We start from the raw sequence: 15802 nt of genomic DNA, 5'->3' as shown, positions 1-15802 counted from the left end.
CCCCATGCGCGAATTCGCGGCGTTGCTCGATGCGCTGATCTATACGCGCTCGCGCAACGCCAAGCTGAAGTTGGTCGCGGATTACCTTGCCGCCACGCCCGATCCCGACCGGGGTTGGGCGATGGCGGCGCTGACGGGCGATCTCGACCTGCCGGGCGTCAAGACCGCGCTGATCCGCGCGCTTATCGAGCAGCGGGTGGACCCCGTGCTGTTCCGCATGAGCCGCGATTATGTCGGCGACACCGCCGAGACGGTCGCCCTGCTCTGGCACGCGCCCGACCGGCCGCTCGATCCCGAGCCCTTATCGGTCAGCGATGTGGTCGAGCGGCTGCGGCATCTGTCGCGTTCCGACGCGCCCGGCGTGCTGGCTGATATGCTCGACCGGTCGACCGCCGAGGAACGGTTCGCGCTGCTCAAGATGGCGACGGGGGGCTTGCGCATCGGCCTGTCCGCTCGGCTTGCGAAGACTGCCTTTGCCCAACATTTCGGATTGGATGTCGAGGCGGTCGAGGAGGTCTGGCACGGCCTGTCGCCGCCTTATGCCGAGCTGTTCGCCTGGGTCGAGGGCACGGGCGCGCAGCCGACACCCGCCGATGTGCCGGTTTTCCGCCCCTTCATGCTCGCCCATCCGCTGGAGGATCTGCGGGTCGACCTGACCGACTATGCCGCCGAATGGAAATGGGACGGCATCCGGGTGCAGATCGTTCATGTCGCCGGCCAGACCCGGCTCTACAGTCGGACCGGCGACGATGTGACCCACGCCTTTCCCGATGTGGCGAGTGCTTTCGATGCGATCGGGGCCGTGGACGGCGAGTTGCTGGTCAAGGGCGAGCATCAGGGTGGCACGCTGGAGGATGGCGGCGGTGCGGCCAGCTTCAACGCGCTCCAGCAAAGGCTCGGGCGCAAGACGGTGTCGGCCAAGATGCTCGCCGACTATCCCGCCTTCGTCCGGCTCTACGACATATTGGTCGACGGGACCGAGGATGTCCGCGCTTTGCCCTGGACCGAGCGGCGCAAGAGGCTGGAGGGGTTCGCCGCCAAGCTCGACCCCGAGCGGTTCGACGTCAGCGCGGTGATCGAAGCGGAGGACTTCACCGCGCTGGAGGCTTTGCGCGCCACCGCGCGCGATGCCGCGATCGAGGGGGTGATGCTCAAGCGCCGCGATTCCCCCTATAGCGGCGGGCGGCGCGTCGGCCTGTGGTACAAATGGAAGCGCGATCCGCTGACGGCCGATTGCGTGATGATGTACGCGCAGCGCGGCAATGGCCGGCGTTCGAGCTATTATAGCGACTATACCTTCGGCTGCTGGACCGAGGAGGGCGAGTTGCTGCCGGTCGGCAAGGCCTATTCGGGGATCACCGACGAGGAATTGCGCCAGCTCGACCGGTTCGTGCGGGCGCATACCGTCCACCGCTTCGGTCCGGTACGCGAGGTGGAAAAGATGCTGGTGCTCGAGATCGCGTTCGATTCGATCCACGATTCGAAGCGCCACAAGTCAGGCGTCGCCATGCGCTTCCCCCGCATCGCCCGCATCCGCACTGACAAGCCCGCCGCCGAAGCCGACCGGGTGGAGACGCTCAAGCGGCTGGTGACTTAACCGAACAGCCACGTCCCCATCACCCGGCCGGGCAGGAAGGCGAAGGAGCCCGCACCGATCAGACCGGTAAGATACAGGCTGACCATCACCTTGCGATGCGTGTCGATCCGCCCGGCCCGTGCCGCCGCGATCGCGCGCCACAGTCCGATCAGCGTGACGGGCACGAAGATATGGATGAAACTGAATTGCCCGTGATTCAGGTCGCGCAGCGCCAGGGCGGAAAGGGCCGCGACCACCATCAGCACCGCCCAGAGATTGCCCAGCATCCGGTGCCGCGCATCCCCTTTGCGCGCCAGCAGGACATAGAGCCCCAGCGGCAGGGCGGGCAGGACCGAGCCGAGATGAATCCACACCGCCACGTCATGCGTCCGCGCCAGGGTCGGCGAGAGCCCGAGCGCACCGCGCGCCATGGCGACCACCGCCATCAGCGACAGCGTGCCCCCTGCAAGCAGGATCGCGGCGCGGGCGGCGGGAGAGGTATCGAGAGGGCGGCGGTTTGGGGCGGCGATCGAAAGGCTGGTCATCGGTCGAGATCCTGATCGGAAACGAGTTGCCCCTTTCCTGACCTGGCGCCGAACCCGCGCCAGTCTGATTGCGTCGAACGGCGGTTTCCCTTCGTGGAGCGGCCGATTTGCCATTTCACGAAGCGCCAATTGGCCATAGGCACGGGGCCGTGATGCCCCGCTCGCGCCGCATAGTGATCGATATCGCGCTGATGATCGGCGTCGGGCTGCTGCTCGCGGTGCTGGGACCGTTCGGAACCTTCGACGCGCGCTTCGCCTATCGGCTGATCTATTGGATCGCGCTGATGCTGGCGGGCTATGCACTCTACAAGCCGATAATGGCGGGTGCACTGGTTGCGGCGGCGCGGCTGCATCTGCCCAAAATGGCGGGCTGGGCTGCCGCCGCGATTCTCGCCAGCCTGCCGATGAGCGTCGTCGTCTGGTGGGTCGGACGTCTGGGTCTGCCGCTGCGTTGGCCCGACGCGGATCAGGCCCTGCTCCTCTATGGCAATGTGCTGGTGATCGGGGGATTGGCGAGCCTGCTCCTTTGGTATGGGCAAACGCGACGGACTGTCGCGCCGGAGCCGGCTCCATCCGCCCCGCCGGTTGCAGCCCCCCGCCCCGCGCTGCTCGACCGCCTGCCGCCCGGTTTCGGGCCGGATATCGTCGCGCTGGAAATGGAGGACCATTATCTGCGCGTCCATGGCGCCTATGGGTCGGAGCTGATCCTGCTGAGGATGCGTGACGCGGTGCAGGAGGTCGCGCCGCTGATCGGCGCGCAGGTGCATCGGAGCTGGTGGGTGGCGCGGGCTGCCGTTCGCGAGACGCATCGCGAGGGGCGCGGGCTGCGGCTGGTCCTGACCGGCGGGGTCGAGGCGCGGGTATCGCGCGCGATGGTACCGGTGCTGGAGGCGGAGGGCTGGTGGTAGCGGCTTTAAATTCCTCCCCTGCAAGGAGAGGTGGCAGTCCGTAGGACTGACGGAGGGGTGTCAACGCTGCTGCTGACACCCCTCCACCACCGCTTCGCGGCGGTCCCCCTCCCCGTGCCGGGGAGGATGAAATCAGTCGCCGACGCGTTCGATGTCGGCGCCGACGGCCGACAGCTTCTCTTCCAGACGTTCGTAACCGCGGTCGAGATGGTACACGCGGGCCACCGACGTCTCGCCCTCGGCCGCCAGACCCGCCAGGATCAGGCTCATCGAGGCGCGCAGGTCGGTCGCCATCACCGGCGCGCCGGTCAGCTTGTTCACACCCTTCACCATCGCGGTGCGGCCATGGACCTGGATGTCCGCGCCCATGCGCGCCAGCTCAGGCACGTGCATGTAGCGATTCTCGAAGATCGTCTCGGTCAGGGTGCTGGTCCCCTCCGCCTTGCACAGCATCGCCATGAACTGCGCCTGCATGTCGGTGGCGAAGCCCGGATAGGGCGCGGTCGACAGGGTCAGCGGCTGGAGCGGACCATCGGCCTTCACCCGGATCGAATCCCGGCTTTCCTCGACCGTCACGCCCGCTTCGGTCAGCGCGGACAAGGTGGCGCGCATATCCTCGGCACAGGCACCGACCAGCTCCAGGTCACCGCCGGTGATCGCGGCGGCACAGGCGTAACTGCCCGCTTCGATCCGGTCGGGCATCACCGAATAGGTGGCGCCGTGCAGCCGGTCGACACCCTCGATGGTCAGCGTCTCGGTACCGACGCCGTCGATCCGCGCGCCCATCGCGATCAGCAAGCGGCACAGGTCGACGATCTCGGGCTCGCGCGCGGCATTGCCCAGCACCGAGGTGCCCTTGGCCGTGACGGCGGCCATCAGCGCATTCTCCGTCGCGCCGACCGACACCACCGGGAAGGTATAGCGTCCGCCCGACAGGCGGCCGCCGGGCGCGCTGGCCTTGACGTAACCGGCGGTCAGTTCGATCTCCGCGCCGATCGCCTCGAGCGCCTTCAGGTGCAAATCGATCGGGCGGTTGCCGATCGCGCAGCCGCCGGGCAGCGACACCCGCGCCTCGCCCGCGCGCGCCAGAATGGGGCCGAGCACCAGGATCGACGCGCGCATCTTGCGCACGATGTCGTACGGCGCCTCGGTCGAGAAGAGCTGGCCCGCGCGGATCGTCATCACCCGGCCGAAATCTTCGGGACGTGTCCCCTCGACACGGGTCGATGCGCCGATCTGGTTCAGCAGATGGCCGAACCCGTCGACATCGGCCAGACGCGGCAGGTTGCGCAGCGTGACCGGTTCGTCGGTCAGGATCGCGCAGGGCATCAGGGTGAGCGCGGCGTTCTTCGCGCCCGAGATCTTCAGGCGGCCCGACAGCCGGTTGCCGCCGCGAATAAGGATACGGTCCATAGACCCGTCCTCCTAGCGGACGTGGCGGGCATCGCCAAGGGTCGTGCCCGTCCCCCATGGCCAAAGAGCACGAAAAGCAAAGAAAAGGGCCGGTTGATCGATATTAATGCGTGGTCGCACCCTTGATGGCTAAGGCGTTCGTCCGCTCCGGGGATGAGGTGTCAGTGTCAAATTGCGGGCTAGCTGATCGCCTGAACAAATGGGTTTCGTTGACCCCGGCCGAACGAGAGGCCTTGGCACGGCTGGAGGATCGACCAAAGACGATCCGGCGCGGTGCGGTGTTGATGGAGGAACAGGCGCGCAGCGACGAGCTGTTCGTCGTGCAGCAGGGCATGTTGATGTGCTATGTGCTGCTCGACGATGGCAGCCGCCAGGTGGTACGCTTCCTGTTTCCCGGCGATCTCTTCGCGCTGTCGGCGCTGGTCTATGGCCGTTCGCCCGATACGGTGGTGGCAGTCTCCAATGCGGTCGTCTGTCCCTTCGACCGGGGCCAGATCGCGGGACTGGCGACCCGGCATCCCCGCCTGTTCAGCCTGATCCTGGTGCTCAACCAGATCGAGCGGGTCATCACCACCGACCGGCTGGCAGGTCTCGGCCGTACCTCGGCGCGGGTGCGGGTGGCGACGCTGTTGCTGTCGCTGCGCGGCCAGATGCGCCAGGCGGGCATAGAGGTGGCCGCGTCCTTCGCCCCCGGCCTGACCCAGGAGGAGATGGGCGACGCGATCGGGCTGACCGCCGTCCACGTCAACCGGATGCTGCGCCAGCTGGAGGACGATGGGCTGATCAAGCGCGAGGGCGGGCGTGTCCACCTGCTCGACGAAGCACAGCTGGTGCGCGAAGCGGGCTATATCGACCGGTTCGAGGGGCTGGACCTCAGCTGGCTGCCACCGGGGCATTGAGGCATTCCTTCCCCGAAAAGGGGAGGAATGGTCAGGGTCCCGCCCAACGTTGCAGGCGCGGTCGAACCTTCAGAAAGCGTCGATAGCCGCGCTCCAGCAACGCCAGCATCCAGGGAGAGCGTGCCGCCAGACCCAGCGGCCGGAGGAGCGGGATCGCCCGCCACATCGCGGCAAAGGCTGCCGCGCCCGACAGCATCCGGCCATCCTCCCGCGCGTGAAAGCGCGCGAGCAGCGTGTCGCGGTCGATCGGGCATTGGTCAGGCCCCTGCCCGCCGATCGCGACGAATTCGATCCGGCGACGTCGGTCCAGCCGCCGCATCACCGCGATCTCGCGGCGACACAGCGGACAGGCGGCATCATACCAGACGGTGACGGTTGTCATGCCCTTCTCTCCGGCAAGGGCGGCCCGATCACGACCGGGCCGCCTCCACCATCAGAAAAGATCGGCGGTCATCACCTTGTTCCAGACCTTCACGAAGTCGCGGACCATGCGGGGATGGCCGTCCTCGGCCGCGTAGAATTCCGCGATGTTGCGCAGCTGCGAATTGGCCCCGAAGACCAGGTCGTTACGCGTGGCGGTGTAGCGCGTCTCACCGCTATCCCGGTCGTCCAGGGTAAAGCGCAAACCCGCCTCGTTCTGCTTGGTCCAGACATAGTCCATGCTGGTCAGCACGCGGAAGAAGTCGTTGCTCAGCACACCCACCCGGTCGGTGAACAGGCCCGCCTCGCTCTCGTCCCAATTCGCCCCCAGCGCACGCAGGCCGCCGGTCAGCACCACCCATTCGGGCGCACTGAGCTTCAGCAGCGCCGCCTTGTCGAGGAACAGTTCCTCGGGGGCGACGCGGCCCGCCGTCACCTCGGTGAAGTGATCGTCGACATAGTTGCGGAAACCATCGACCACCGGCTTCAGCCATTCGAAGCTGTCGGCATCGGTCAGTTCGTCGGTGGTGTCGCGACGCCCGGCGGTGAAGGGCACCTCCAGCGCGGCACCCGCATCCGCCGCCGCCTTCTCGACCGCCGCCGTGCCGCCCAGCACGATCAGGTCGGCCAGCGACACGCGCTTGCCGCCGGTCGCCCCGTCGTTGAACGCGCCCATGATCTCGCGCAAGCACGCGATGACGGGCACGGTGCGACGATTGATCGCCCAGTCCTTTTGCGGGGCGAGGGCCAGACGCGCACCATTCGCGCCGCCGCGCTTGTCGCTGTCGCGGTAGGTGACGGCGGCGGAAAAGGCGGTGAAGGCCAGGTCCGACACCGACAGGCCGCTGTCCAGGATCCGCTGCTTCAACGCCCCGATGTCGGCGGCGTCGACCAACTCGTAATCGCGCTCGGGGATCGGGTCCTGCCACAGCAGGTCCGGCTCGATCGTGACCTCGGGCCCGACATAACGCTCGCGCGGTCCCATGTCGCGGTGCGTCAGCTTGTACCACGCCTTCGAAAACTGCTCGGTGAAATAGTCGAAGTCGGTCAGGAACCGCTCGCAGATCGGGCGATAGACCGGATCGACCTTCAACGCGATGTCGCTGGTCATCATCATCAGCGCATGGCTCTTGCCCTCGATATGCGCGTCGGGGGTGCGCGGCGCGTCACCGCTGACCGGCGTCCATTGCAGCGCACCCGCCGGGCTGCGCGTCTGTTCCCATTCCAGGCCCAGCAGGTTTTCGAGATAGCTGTTGTCCCACTGGGTCGGGTTCTGGGTCCAGCTGCCCTCGATACCGTTGGTCATGGTGAACTCGGCATTGCCGGTGCCCTCGGGGTTGTGCCAGCCCAGCCCCATCTCCTCGATCGCGGCGATTTCGGGCGGCGCGCCGATACGGTCGGCCTTCACCATGCCATGGCTCTTGCCGAAGGCATGGCCGCCCGCGATCAGCGCCACCGTCTCCTCGTCGTTCATCGCCATGCGGGTGAAGGTGATGCGGATGTCGCGGGCCGAGGCCATCGGATCGCCGCTGGCATAGGGGCCTTCGGGGTTCACATAGATGAGCGACTGGTGCGAGGCGGCCAGCGGCTGCTCCAGATCATAGTCCGCATCGCCATTCTGCCCGCGCCAGCGCTTGTCGCGGTTGACCATCTCGTCGAACGAGTCGACCTGGGTCATGTCGAAGACCTCGGGACCCCAATAGGTCGCGTCATCGGCCTCCCACGCATCCTCGCGCCCGCCGCCGAAACCATAGGTCGGCAGCCCCATGATCTCGAGCGAGCAATTGCCGGTCAGGACGATCAGGTCGGCCCAGGACAGCGCCGCGCCATATTTCTGCTTGATCGGCCAGAGCAGGCGACGCGACTTGTCGACATTGCCATTGTCCCACCAGCTGTTGATCGGCGCGAAACGCTGCATCGCCTCGCCAGCACCGCCGCGCCCGTCGGCGATGCGATAGCTGCCCGCCGAATGCCACGACATGCGGATCATCTGCGGCCCGTAATTGCCATAGTCGGACGGCCACCACGCGACCGAACTGGTCAGGAAGCGCTTGATCTCGGCCTTCAGCGTATCGAGGTCAATCTTGGCGAATGCGGCGCGATAGTCGAAATCCTCCCCCAGCGGATTGGCACGGGGGCCGTGGCGGTGCAGCTGCTCGACGCGCAGGCGGTTGGGATACCATTCGGCCAGCGTCGGCGGCGTGGTGAAGGCACCCCCGATCCGGTCGCCGCCAAAGGGGCACTTGCCTTCGAGTACCGTCTTATAGTCTTCCATGCCGCAAGCTCTCCGGGTTAATCTGGTAAAAAGGCCGGGCGCGCAAAGACTTGGCAAGCCCACAGGCTCACCGGCACGCCCATCGGGCGGGATCATGTCGCGTCTGTCATGGACATGGACGGCCTGAGGTCTTCCCCTGAGCGGAAGGGACCGCCGCTCGTCATGCCCCACAACGTCGGGCATTCCCGGTCGATCCTTGACCGGACCACCCCACACCCAAAAATTTTAGCATGGATCAACCCTGATACTTGGTGGAATCGGGGGGCGGTTCACCGATGAGACGGATCGATCCTCAACCCGAGGCGTATCGTCGGATTGCACGCGATGCGGCGAATCATGAAGGAACGGGATATGGCCGGATCGGCGGCGATCGTCGGCGCGGGGATAGCGGGTCTGGCCTGCGCCTCACGCCTGACCGAGGCGGGATGGCGGGTCACGCTGTTCGACAAGGGGCGCGGCCCCGGCGGCCGCATGGCGAGCAAGGTCGTGACGGCGCAAGGTGCCTGCTTCGCCTTCGATTATGGCGCGCAATATCTGACCGCGCGCGACCCGGCCTTCGTCGCGCAAGTCCGAGACTGGGAGCGGCAGGGAGTGGCTGCGCGATGGCCCGCCATGGGCGACGATGCCTGGGTCGGGGTGCCGGGGATGAATGCGCTTGTCACGCATATGGCGGCGGCGCTCGACGTGCGCTGGTCGACGCATATCCGCGCGTTGCGCCGCGATGCGGACGGATGGCGGCTGGACCATGACGAGATGGCCGAGGGGCCGTTCGATGTGGCGGTCCTGGCGCTCCCCGCCGAACAAACGGCGGGACTTGTCGCACCAATCGATCCGGCGTTGGCCGAACTGGCCCGCGCGCATCCGTCCGATCCGTGCTGGACCGTGCTGCTGGGGTTCGACGCCGGCTTCTCGGCACCGGATATCCTGTCCGCCGCCGATCCCATCGACTGGGCCGCACGCAACAGCGCCAAACCGGGACGCGAGGGCGGCGAAGCCTGGACGATCCATGCCACGGCCGACTGGTCGCGGCGCCATGTCGAAAGCGACCGCACCTCCGTCACCGCCTCGCTGCTACGCGCGCTGGAAGAACAGGTGGGCACCCTGCCCGTGCCGGTCCATGCCACCGCGCATCGCTGGCGTTACGCGCGGTCGGGCAAGGCCGGTGTCGGGGCCTATCACCAGGCCGATACGGGGCTGGCGGCCTGTGGCGACTGGATGATCGCGCCACGGGTGGAGAGTGCCTGGCTGTCCGGGCGGCAGGCGGCGGATCTGGTAATGGCGTAGTCCTCCCCGTGCCGGAGAGGAATGAACAAGAGTTACGCCTTCTCCAGCGTGCACTGAAGCGGATGCTGGTTGGCGCGGGCGAAGTCGATCACCTGCGCCACCTTGGTCTCGGCGACCTCATAGGAGAATACGCCGCACACCCCCACGCCGCGCTGATGGACGTGCAGCATGACGCGGGTCGCATCGTCCATGCTCATGCGGAAGAAACGCTGCAGGCACAGCACGACGAATTCCATTGGCGTATAGTCGTCGTTCAGCATCAGCACGCGGTACGGCGTCGGCTGCTTGGTGCGCGTCCGGGTCCGCGTCGCGACGCCCAGGCCGGTGCCCTCGTCATCGCCGTGATCGGGGCCATGATCGGGCCCTTGCCCGGGACCATTGCCGGCCATTCCCAGAGGATGGGTGAAGGTGTCGCTGTTCTGGGCCATGACGGTAAAATATGGCATGGCGGGGGGTAGGCACAAGCCCTTGGGGACAGCGTCGATCGTATAAATCGGCACTTTCCGACGGGAATTTCCCACATCCTTCTTTCTTTGCAGAACAGGGCGAGCCTACCCTTCCCTCGCCCCTCTTTGAGGGGAGAGGGTTGCGCAGACTTGGTCTTTGCGGAAGCAAAGACTTAGTCGGAGCTGGGTGAGGGGTGAGCGCGCGGAACGCGCGCGCGAGCCGGAGACTCGCTCAACCCCTCACCCAAGCTGCGCTAGCCAGCACGCTGGCAAGCTCCGCTAACCCTCTCCCCTGTCCAGGGGAGAGGGAATGCAAAACAAGCCGAATGGCAATCGCCCCTAATGAAAGTCGCGCGAGCGGGGCAGCAGGCGGACATCGCGGGGATGGACCCCGCGTTGCGCCGGAGCCCCACGCGGATCATGCGAGCGGGTGGCGGCGGCGGGCACGTCCTCCAACCGGGTCAGCATCGCGCTGCGATCCTCGACCCCTGCGGTCATCAGGTGGATCACGCCCTCCTCGCTGCGCTGGACGACGCCGTGGATCAGCATCAGCCGCGAGGCCATCACCGCGCGCCGGTTCGCCTCGAAATCGCGCGCCCACATCAACGCGTTGACGATGCCCGTCTCGTCCTCGATCGTGACGAAGATCGCATTGCCCTTGCCCGGCCGCTGGCGGACCAACACCACCCCCGCCACCTTGGCCCGCCGCCCATCGGCCAGATGGCCCAGATCGGCGGCGGACAGGATGCCCTCGCCCGCCAGCTCGCGGCGTAGGAACGCCATGGGATGGCCTTTCAGCGACAGCCGCGTTGCGCGGTAATCGGCGCTGACCTGTTCGGACAGCGGCATCGGCGGCAGCGTGACATCGGGTTCGATTGCCATTTCGGGGGCCTCCATCGCGGCGAACAGCGGCAATTGCGCCGACTTCATCCGCCGCGCCTCCCACTGCCCCTCGCGCCGTCCGCGGCTCAACGAGCGATAGGCGTCGGCCTGCGCCAGCAGGTCGAGCGCACGGCGCGGCAGCTGCGCCCGGATCGCGACCGATTCGATAGTCTCATAGGGGGCGTGATCCGCAATTCCCTTGCCCCAGGCCTCACGAAAGGCATCGACCTGCCGAAAGCCCAGCCGCAGCGCGAAGGCTCCGTCCTCCCGCCGCTCCAGCCTATTGTCCCAGCCGCTGAAATTCACATCGACCGGTCGCACCTCGACCCCGCCATTCTCGCGCGCGTCGCGGACGAGCTGCGCGGGCGCGTAGAAGCCCATCGGCTGGGCGTTCAAAAGCGCACAGGTGAAGATCGCGGGCTGATGGCGTTTCAGCCAGGCCGAGACATAGACCAGCCGGGCGAAGGACAGCGCATGGCTTTCGGGAAAACCATAGGAGCCGAACCCCTCGATCTGCTTGAAGCACCGCTCGGCGAATTCGGGCTCGTACCCGCGCGCGACCATGCCGCCGATCATCTTTTGCTGGAATCCGTCCATTCCCCCGACCTTGCGGAAGGTCGCCATGGCGCGGCGAAGCTGATTGGCCTCGTCGGGGGTGAACTTGGCGGCGGTGATGGCGAGTTTCATCGCCTGTTCCTGAAACAGCGGCACGCCGTACGTCTTGCCGAGCAGGGTACGCAGTTCGTCCGCCGGGCCATGATCGGGATGCGGCGAGGGATAGGTCACCGCCTCCTTTTGTGCCCGCCGCCGCAGATAGGGATGGACCATGTCGCCCTCGATCGGCCCCGGCCGCACGATCGCGACTTGCACGACCAGATCGTAGAATTCGCGGGGCTTCAGGCGGGGCAGCATGTTGATCTGCGCGCGGCTCTCCACCTGGAACACGCCGATGCTGTCGCCCTTTTGCAGCATCTTGTAGACGGCCGCGTCCTCATCCTGCGCCAGCGTGTCGAGATCGGGACGGGCCAGGCCGTTCGCCTCCATCAGATCGAACGCCTTGCGGATGCAGGTCAGCATGCCCAGCGCCAATATGTCGACCTTCATGATCTTCAGCTCGTCGATATCGTCCTTATCCCATTCGATGAAGGTCCGCCCCTCCATCGCGCCGTTGTGGATCGGCACCGTCTCGTCGAGCCGCCCCTGAGTCAGCACGAAGCCGCCGACATGCTGCGACAAATGGCGGGGCGCGCCCAGCAGCCGGTCGACCAGGGTGCGCAGGCGGGCGATCTCGGGATTGTCGGGGGAGAAGCCCGTTTCGTGGAACCGCTTCTCCTCGAACTGTTTGGAAAAGCTGCCCCAGACGGTGCTGGTCAGCCTTTGCGTGACATCCTCGCTCAGCCCCAGCGCGCGACCGACCTCGCGCACCGTGCTGCGCGGGCGGTAATGGATGACGGTGGCGGCGATGGCGGCGCGGTGGCGACCATAGCGGTCATAGATATACTGGATCACCTCCTCGCGCCGCTCATGCTCGAAATCGATGTCGATATCGGGCGGCTCGCGGCGCTCCTCCGATACGAAGCGCGAGAAGAGCAGGTCATATCGCACCGGATCGACCGAGGTGACGCCCAGGACCCAGCAGACCGCCGAATTGGCCGCCGATCCGCGCCCCTGGCAAAGAATGGGCGGCTCCACCGTCCGCGCGAAGCGGACGACGTCATGCACGGTCAGAAAATAATGCGCATATCCGCACCGGCGGATCAGCCCGAGTTCCTCGTCCAGCAAGGCGCGCAGCTTGACCGGAACGCCCCCCGGATAGCGCTTCACGGCTTCGCGCCGGACCAGTTCCTCCAGCCAGTTCTGTGCGTCCCAGCCCTGCGGGATCGGCTCGTCGGGATATTGGTAGGAGATGTGATCCAGACGAAAGGTAATCCGCTCCAGGATCGCCATGCTCTCCGCCACCGCTTCCGGACGGTCGGCGAACAAGCGCGCCATCTCGACACCGGGTTTCAGATGCCGCTCCGCATTGGCCGCCAGCCGCCGCCCCCCGGTGCGGACGGTCAGTCCTTCGCGGATGCAGGTCAGTATATCCTGTACCGGACGGTCCGCAGGTGAGGCGGACAGTGCATCGGTGGTGGCGAGCAGGGGCACGCCCCGCGCCTCGACCAGCGCGGCATGCGCCATCAGCCGCCGCCGGTCCGCCCCCGATCGCGGCATGGTCACGCCCAGCCACACCCGCCCCGGCGCCGCCGCCACCAGCCGGTCGAGCGTCGCCGCCAGCCCCGGATCGGCGCGCTTGGGGGGCAGCATCGCATCCGTCATCGGCTCGCAGGGCCGCGCACTCGACTTGGGAAGTGCGATCAGCAGCAGATCCTCGGCATGGCGGATCAGGTCGCCCAGTCCCAGGATACAGCCGCCCTTGCGCGCCCGCTTATTGCCCGTCGTCAGCAACCGGGTCAGCCGCCCCCAGCCCGTCCGGTCGATCGGATAGGCGACGATATCCGGCGTGCCATCGGCAAAGACGAGGCGCGCGCCGACGACCAGTTCGAAAGGCGGCATCCGATCACCGAGTGTCTCGCGGATTTCCCGCAGCGCCCGGTAGGCCCGCACCACCCCCGCCACCGTGTTGCGGTCGGCAATGCCGATTCCGTCCAGCCCCAGCAAAATCGCCTGCTGAACCATCGCCTCCGCCGAGCTTGCGCCGTCGAGGAAGGAATAATGCGTCGCCGCGACCAGTTCGGCGAAGTCGGGCATTTACCCTTTTCCTCCCCTGCAAGGGGAGGTGGCAGTCCGAAGGACTGACGGAGGGGTGTCACCATCGGAGAAGATGGATGCCCTCTCAACCGGTGACACCCCTCCACCATGCTGCGCATGGTCCCCCTCCCCTTGCAGGGGAGGAATATCGGCCCGCCCCCTCACGCGAACAGCCCATGCACATACCAGCGCGGCCGCTCGGTTTCGGTGTAGAGCCCATGGCGGAAGATCCAGAAGCGCCGCCCGCGCACATCCTCGACCCGGTAATAGTCCCGTGTCGGCGGCGCCATGTCGGCGCGGCGCCACCATTCGCCCGCGATCCGCTCCGGCCCTTCTGCGCGCGCCACGTCGTGCATCTTGCGCCGCCAGCGAAACCGCGCCGGCGGTCCATCGGGCGTCTCGGCGGCGAGCGATTCGATCGGCTGGGGCGGATCGAACAGGTGAATCGGCCGCAAGGGCGGCTCGCCCGGCTCCGGCCGGGTCCATTCGGCCTTGGGCGCGGGATCGGTCGCGGGCAGCAGCAATTCGGCCTGTTCGGGCATATGGCTGTCGCGGGGATGGATCCGTCGCACCCGCTCGCGCCCCAGCCGCGTGCCCAGCCGGTCGATCAGCGCCGCCACCGCCTCCGACTTGGCCTCGCCGCCCTCCAGCCGAAGCTGCACCGCGTCCAGCTTCTCGGCCAGCCCGACATCCAGCCGCATCAGGTCATATCCAAAACCGGGGTCGAGCGGATCGGCCAGCGCCTCGATCCGCTCGCGGAACAGCCGCAACAGCACGGCCGGATCGCGGGTCGGCTGCCCCGTCTCGACCCGCAAATGCTGCACCTCGCCATCCGAACGGAACAGCCGCGCGTCCCAGCGCCGCCCGCCTTCGTGCCGCTCCTCCAGCACGCGCGCCGCCTCTCCCGTCAGTTCCTCCAGCACGCCCAGCATATGCTCGGTCCGCGCCACCGGCTCGGCAAAGCGCCGCTCCACCCCGATCGGCGCGGCCACGACGCGCGGGGTCAGCGGGCTGTCCTCCTCGCCGGTCAACCGCCGCAGTGCCGTCGCCGCCTCCCGCCCGAAGCGCGCCGCGATCGTCGCCATGGGTCGCGCCAGCACGTCGCCGACCGACTTCAGCCCTGCCGCGATCAGCGCCGCGCCGGCATCCTCATCCAATTCCAGCGCCGCGACGGGCAGGCGACGGATCGCCCCCATCTCGTCGGGTGCCGGAGCGCCTGCATGCCGCGCCAGCGCGCGCGCCGCCTCGGGCGTATCGCCATAGGCCAGTCGCACGGTCAGTCCCCGCCGCGCCATCCGCGTCTCGATATCCTCGGCAAGGCCCCGCTCGCCGCCGAACAGATGATCCGCCCCGCCCGAATCGAGCACCAGCCCTTGCGGCGGATCGAGCGCCACCGCCGGGCTGTAGCGCCGCGCCCCCTCGGCCAGCCGCTCCAGCCAGTCGGCATCGGCGGCGGGGTCGTGCGGGAATATCTCGACCTCGGGCACCCGCGCGCGCGCATCGGCCAGCGTCAGCCCGACCGACAGCCCCGCCGCTGCCGCCTGGGCGTTCAGCGCCGCCAGGCGAATCGCGCCGCCGACCGATTCGGCAAAACCGATCGGCGCCTCATCCCGCGCCACGAACAGGTGCGGGCGCCGGGCCCGCAACCGCTCGATCGGCAACCAGGGGAAGACGAGCGCCAGATAGCGGCGCGGGGTCGAAGCTTTGCGTGTCACGGTTCCACTCCACGCGCCACCGGGCGCCCGCGGGCCCTCCCCTTCGGCGCAGCAATTCCAGATCATAGGCCGGTGCCCCCGGTGCCTCCGCCGCCAGCGCCCGCGAGGGGGCCGACGCGACCGACCAGCGGGTCGCCGCCGCGCTGGGCACGACCTGACCGCCGACGCGCAGCACCAGCATCAACACACCCGAGGCTTCGGCCGCCAGCATCAGCCGCCGCGACGCGGTCAGGTCCAGCCCGCGCATCGCCCCCCAGCCTTCCGCGATGACCGTGCCCAGCCCCGGACAGCGCGCGCCATCGGCGGCGGCACGCAGCAGCGCGGCATCATCGGCCACCACCACCACGACCAGATCGGCGGGGTCGAGACCCATCGCGACCAGTCCCGGCCCATGGAGTCGCCCGCCCTGCCGCTCGGCCGCCTCGGTGCGCAGCCACAGGATCGGCCGCGCCCCCACCGTCAACGCACAGCCCAGCGCCAGCCCAGCGCCGCTCGCCGCTTCGCCTTCCGAAAGCGCATGGATTTCATGGAGCTGCGCAACCGCCAGCCGAACCTCGAAGCCCCGTCCCGACTCCATCCCGCCATCATCGCCCGGCGCCACCAGAGCGGCGGCGCGGCGCAGACGATCGATCAGGGCAAAGGGCTCCTCCATATATGTTCTTGTAATGTTCTATGACCGGAGTCGCCA

General features: G+C 67.6%; 12 protein-coding genes. 4 read left to right on the top strand and 8 right to left on the bottom strand.

Annotated elements, in window-relative coordinates:
• Window positions 1-4: 4 nt before the first annotated feature.
• Window positions 5-1597 carry a cisplatin damage response ATP-dependent DNA ligase gene (locus tag ACWKSV_RS13655; protein ID WP_483666805.1) on the top strand — a complete coding sequence of 531 codons (1593 nt, stop codon included), beginning with the start codon at window positions 5-7 and terminating at the stop codon, window positions 1595-1597.
• Here the strand turns inward: ACWKSV_RS13655 and ACWKSV_RS13650 are convergent.
• A complete protein-coding gene (locus ACWKSV_RS13650) occupies window positions 1594-2121 on the bottom strand; it encodes a DUF2306 domain-containing protein (RefSeq protein WP_172839610.1) in 528 nt (175 codons plus the stop codon). The two genes, ACWKSV_RS13655 and ACWKSV_RS13650, sit on opposite strands and share 4 nt — an antisense overlap.
• A gap of 173 nt (window positions 2122-2294) precedes the next feature.
• Here ACWKSV_RS13650 and ACWKSV_RS13645 point away from each other — a divergent pair, with 173 nt between their 5' ends.
• Window positions 2295-3029, top strand: coding sequence for a LytTR family DNA-binding domain-containing protein (locus tag ACWKSV_RS13645; protein WP_172839609.1), 735 nt, complete (start codon window positions 2295-2297; stop codon window positions 3027-3029).
• Between the two features lie 132 nt (window positions 3030-3161).
• Here ACWKSV_RS13645 and murA read toward each other — a convergent pair whose 3' ends face one another.
• Window positions 3162-4442 (bottom strand): UDP-N-acetylglucosamine 1-carboxyvinyltransferase, encoded by a 1281-nt coding sequence (gene murA / locus ACWKSV_RS13640; RefSeq protein ID WP_056438739.1) that lies wholly within the window; start codon window positions 4440-4442, stop codon window positions 3162-3164.
• 209 nt (window positions 4443-4651) lie between these two features.
• On the opposite strand from murA, the gene ACWKSV_RS13635 reads away from it, so the two are divergent.
• Window positions 4652-5341: a Crp/Fnr family transcriptional regulator gene (locus ACWKSV_RS13635; RefSeq protein WP_237243491.1), complete on the top strand. Its 690-nt coding sequence runs from the start codon at window positions 4652-4654 to the stop codon at window positions 5339-5341.
• Between the two features lie 31 nt (window positions 5342-5372).
• Here the strand turns inward: ACWKSV_RS13635 and ACWKSV_RS13630 are convergent, their stop codons facing one another.
• A complete protein-coding gene (locus ACWKSV_RS13630) occupies window positions 5373-5723 on the bottom strand; it encodes a thiol-disulfide oxidoreductase DCC family protein (RefSeq protein WP_076714366.1) in 351 nt (116 codons plus the stop codon).
• A 51-nt stretch (window positions 5724-5774) separates the two neighbouring features.
• On the bottom strand, window positions 5775-8036 hold the full coding sequence (gene katG / locus ACWKSV_RS13625) for a catalase/peroxidase HPI (protein WP_076714364.1): 2262 nt from the start codon (window positions 8034-8036) through the stop codon (window positions 5775-5777).
• A 336-nt stretch (window positions 8037-8372) separates the two neighbouring features.
• On the opposite strand from katG, the gene ACWKSV_RS13620 reads away from it, so the two are divergent.
• Window positions 8373-9320 (top strand): NAD(P)/FAD-dependent oxidoreductase, encoded by a 948-nt coding sequence (locus ACWKSV_RS13620; protein WP_237243490.1) that lies wholly within the window; start codon window positions 8373-8375, stop codon window positions 9318-9320.
• A 32-nt stretch (window positions 9321-9352) separates the two neighbouring features.
• Here ACWKSV_RS13620 and clpS read toward each other — a convergent pair whose 3' ends face one another.
• From clpS to ACWKSV_RS13600, 4 genes are all read right to left on the bottom strand, one after another.
• Window positions 9353-9709 (bottom strand): ATP-dependent Clp protease adapter ClpS, encoded by a 357-nt coding sequence (gene clpS / locus ACWKSV_RS13615; protein WP_056438998.1) that lies wholly within the window; start codon window positions 9707-9709, stop codon window positions 9353-9355.
• A 396-nt stretch (window positions 9710-10105) separates the two neighbouring features.
• Window positions 10106-13399, bottom strand: coding sequence for an error-prone DNA polymerase (locus tag ACWKSV_RS13610; protein WP_191864749.1), 3294 nt, complete (start codon window positions 13397-13399; stop codon window positions 10106-10108).
• Window positions 13400-13560: 161 nt separating this feature from the next.
• On the bottom strand, window positions 13561-15114 hold the full coding sequence (locus ACWKSV_RS13605) for a Y-family DNA polymerase (RefSeq protein ID WP_237243489.1): 1554 nt from the start codon (window positions 15112-15114) through the stop codon (window positions 13561-13563).
• On the bottom strand, window positions 15005-15766 hold the full coding sequence (locus tag ACWKSV_RS13600; protein WP_076714362.1) for an ImuA family protein: 762 nt from the start codon (window positions 15764-15766) through the stop codon (window positions 15005-15007). Before ACWKSV_RS13600 ends, ACWKSV_RS13605 begins: the two co-directional genes overlap by 110 nt.
• Window positions 15767-15802 lie beyond the last annotated feature (36 nt).

The sequence above is a fragment of the Sphingomonas sp. SphC10 genome, from assembly GCF_057004845.1.
Note: the sequence above shows the minus strand (reverse complement) of the source record. Positions and strands in the feature narration are given on the sequence as shown.